Here is a 2,844-nt window from a genome sequence, read left to right on the forward strand (position 1 = left end):
CGGAGAGGCGCTGAACAGCAAGAACGCCCGAGACGTGTGTCACGGGCGAACGGGACTTCGGAACCACGACTACCGGCAGCGACGCTACACCGGGCGCGGCCGAAGATCACAGGCCTCATGGGATCGCGTAGGCGAATCTCTAGCGTCACGACGGCCGTTACCGGCCGACGTCGCGGCGGCTGTGGACGGCTTTCCACGCCGGCCCGGTGAGATCGACGACCATCATTCCGTCTGCAGCCTCGCGGACGAAGATCCAGCCCTTCGCCTTGAGCCCTTCGAGCTGCTGCCGAATGTCCGGGCCCAGCTCCTCGACGAGCTGCGTCTCCAGCGGGTGCGTGCCGGCGTCCAGGAGTTCCGCGAGCCGGAAGACGAGCGCTTCCTCCTCAGCGGTGATACGGAAGTCCATGCGCTGACGCTATGTCCCTGCCGACCAGGGCGCGCGGCCACCCCTAGGCCCCGGCACCATCACGTGGGATGGAGTTCCGATCTGAGTGGAGGTCACCCAGGACGCCCTGTGTCGCGTTGGCCCGGCATCAGTGGATTGGGCAGGTACATGCCGCTCACTCAGAAGAAACGCGCCCGCCCAGAGTTCGGTACGAACAGGTCGCGCCAGACGCGTGCCAGATCGTACGGGGAACAGCGGGGAATGCGTGGGGGCGCCTCATCCATGTACCCGAATGTACGTTCGGCGCCCGCTCCCGCCCGGATGAAAGGGCATGGGTGTCTTCCTCGACCGCAGCCTGATGACGGTTTCGCCGCCAGGGCCAGATGTATGCCGGCGTGTCGCCGAACGGGATCCACCACGTCCAGCGGTGGCCGCCGAGCTACGCAGACGATCACGAATAGGACGTGATGAAAATTACCATTCACCTGTTGGGCTATTGCATGGCGACATTCTGAACCTAGCCTGTGGCAACTCTTTAACGCACCGCTAACACCGTGAGGCCGCCCCAATGGCATCTGTCGACCAGCTCGCCCCACCAAGCACCGGCCAGCACCATGGCTCCCTCCGACGGAACGTCGGACTGATCGGACTGCTCTGGGCGTCCGCGGGCTCGATCATCGGATCCGGCTGGCTGTACGGCGCGAAGAACGCCGTCGTCGCCGCCGGCCCGGCGGCTCTGATTTCCTGGGGCATCGGCGCGGTCGCGATCGTGCTGCTGGCGTTCGTTCATGCCGAGCTGGGCGGAATGTTCCCCGTCGCCGGCGGTACCGCCCGTTACCCGCACTACGCCTTCGGCGGCCTGGCAGGCATGTCCTTTGGCTGGTTCGCCTGGCTGCAGGCGGCAACCGTAGCGCCGATCGAGGTCGAGGCCATGATCGGCTACGCCGGTCACTGGCACTTCGCCAAGAGCTTCCTCAATGACAACGGCACCCTGACGACGAGCGGCTTCATCGTCGCGGTGATCCTCATGGGCGTCTTCGTCGCCGTGAACTTCCTCGGTGTCACGGTGCTGGCCCGGACCAACAGCGCTGCCACCTGGCTGAAGATCTTCGTGCCGCTGCTCGCCATCTTCGCGCTCGCCGCGACCCACTTCCACAGCAGCAACTTCACCTCGCACGGCTTCGCGCCGTTCGGCTCCAAGGGCGTGCTCGCCGCGATCAGCACCAGCGGCATCGTCTTCGCCCTCCTCGGTTTCGAGCAGGCGATCCAGCTGGCGGGCGAGAGCCGCAACCCCAAGCGCGACATCCCTCGCGCGGTGCTCGGCTCAGTGGCCATCGGCACGCTGATCTACGTTTTGCTGCAGGTCGTCTTCATCGGCGCGCTGCCCGGCAGCAGCTTCGCCAAGGGCTGGGACAAGCTCGACTTCGTCGGTATCAGCGGCCCCTTCGCGGGTCTGGCCACCCTTGTCGGTCTAGGCTGGCTGAGCGTGGTGCTGTACTTCGACGCCATCGTCTCCCCGGGCGGCACCGGTCTGATCTACACCACCTCCACCTCCCGTATCTCCTACGGTCTGAGCAAGAACGGCTACGCGCCGCGCGTCTTCGAGCGCACGGACTCACGCGGGGTCCCGGTGTACGGCCTGATCATGTCCTTCGTCACCGGCGTGGTCTGCTTCCTGCCGTTTCCGAGCTGGCAGCAGCTGGTCGGCTTCATCACCTCCGCCAGCGTGCTGATGTACGCGGGCGCTCCACTGGCCTTCGGCGCGCTGCGCCGGCGCCTGCCGAACCGTGAGCGCAGCTACCGGCTGCCATTCGGCGGTGTGCTCTCCCCGATGGCGTTCATCGTCGCGAGCCTGATCATCTACTGGAGCGGCTGGCAGACCCTGGAGAAGCTGGGCGAAGCGATCGTCCTGGGTTACATCCTGCTTGGCGGCTACGCCCTCTACGCAACTAAGAAGGGCCTGCCGAACGCTCCGCGGATCAGTTGGAAGTCCGCCCAGTGGCTGCCGGTCTACCTGCTCGGCATCGGTGTGATTTCCTGGCAGGGCACCTTCGGTAACGGCCAGGGCAACCTGCCGATGTGGACGGACATCGCCGTCGTGGCCGTGTTCTCCCTGGCGATCTACCACTGGGCGATCCGCGTGGCCCTGCCGACCGACGCGATCGAGCAGAACATCGAGGACGTCGAGGTCGTCGACGCGGGCGGTCACTGACCCGTCCGCACTCCCTGATACCGGGGCGGTGGGGGAGCGGCCTCGGGCTCCTCCGAGGAGGCCCCTGCGGACACGTAGTGGCACGCGTGTGGCACGGCGCCTGAAAAGGCCAAGGGCCAGCCCGGGAGGAAACCGCTCCTGAGCTGGCCCTTACGGGTTGCCCCGCGATTGATCTTGGTCACGTACGGGGACATGGAGAAGGCCGCGCGAGTTGTCTGGTGTGTGAAGATCAAACTGGCCCGCGCGG

At 66.2% G+C, this 2,844-nt stretch carries 2 protein-coding genes; one reads left to right on the forward strand and one right to left on the reverse strand.

Annotated elements, in window-relative coordinates:
* Positions 1-157 precede the first annotated feature (157 nt).
* Positions 158-406 (reverse strand): hypothetical protein, encoded by a 249-nt coding sequence (locus ABZ904_RS50955; RefSeq protein ID WP_361006131.1) that lies wholly within the window; start codon positions 404-406, stop codon positions 158-160.
* A gap of 547 nt (positions 407-953) precedes the next feature.
* Here ABZ904_RS50955 and ABZ904_RS50960 point away from each other — a divergent pair.
* Positions 954-2,597: an APC family permease gene (locus ABZ904_RS50960; protein WP_361006128.1), complete on the forward strand. Its 1,644-nt coding sequence runs from the start codon at positions 954-956 to the stop codon at positions 2,595-2,597.
* Positions 2,598-2,844: the final 247 nt, after the last annotated feature.

This window comes from Streptomyces sp. NPDC046900, assembly GCF_040644975.1.
In the GTDB taxonomy this organism is placed as follows: Bacteria; Actinomycetota; Actinomycetes; order Streptomycetales; family Streptomycetaceae; genus Streptomyces.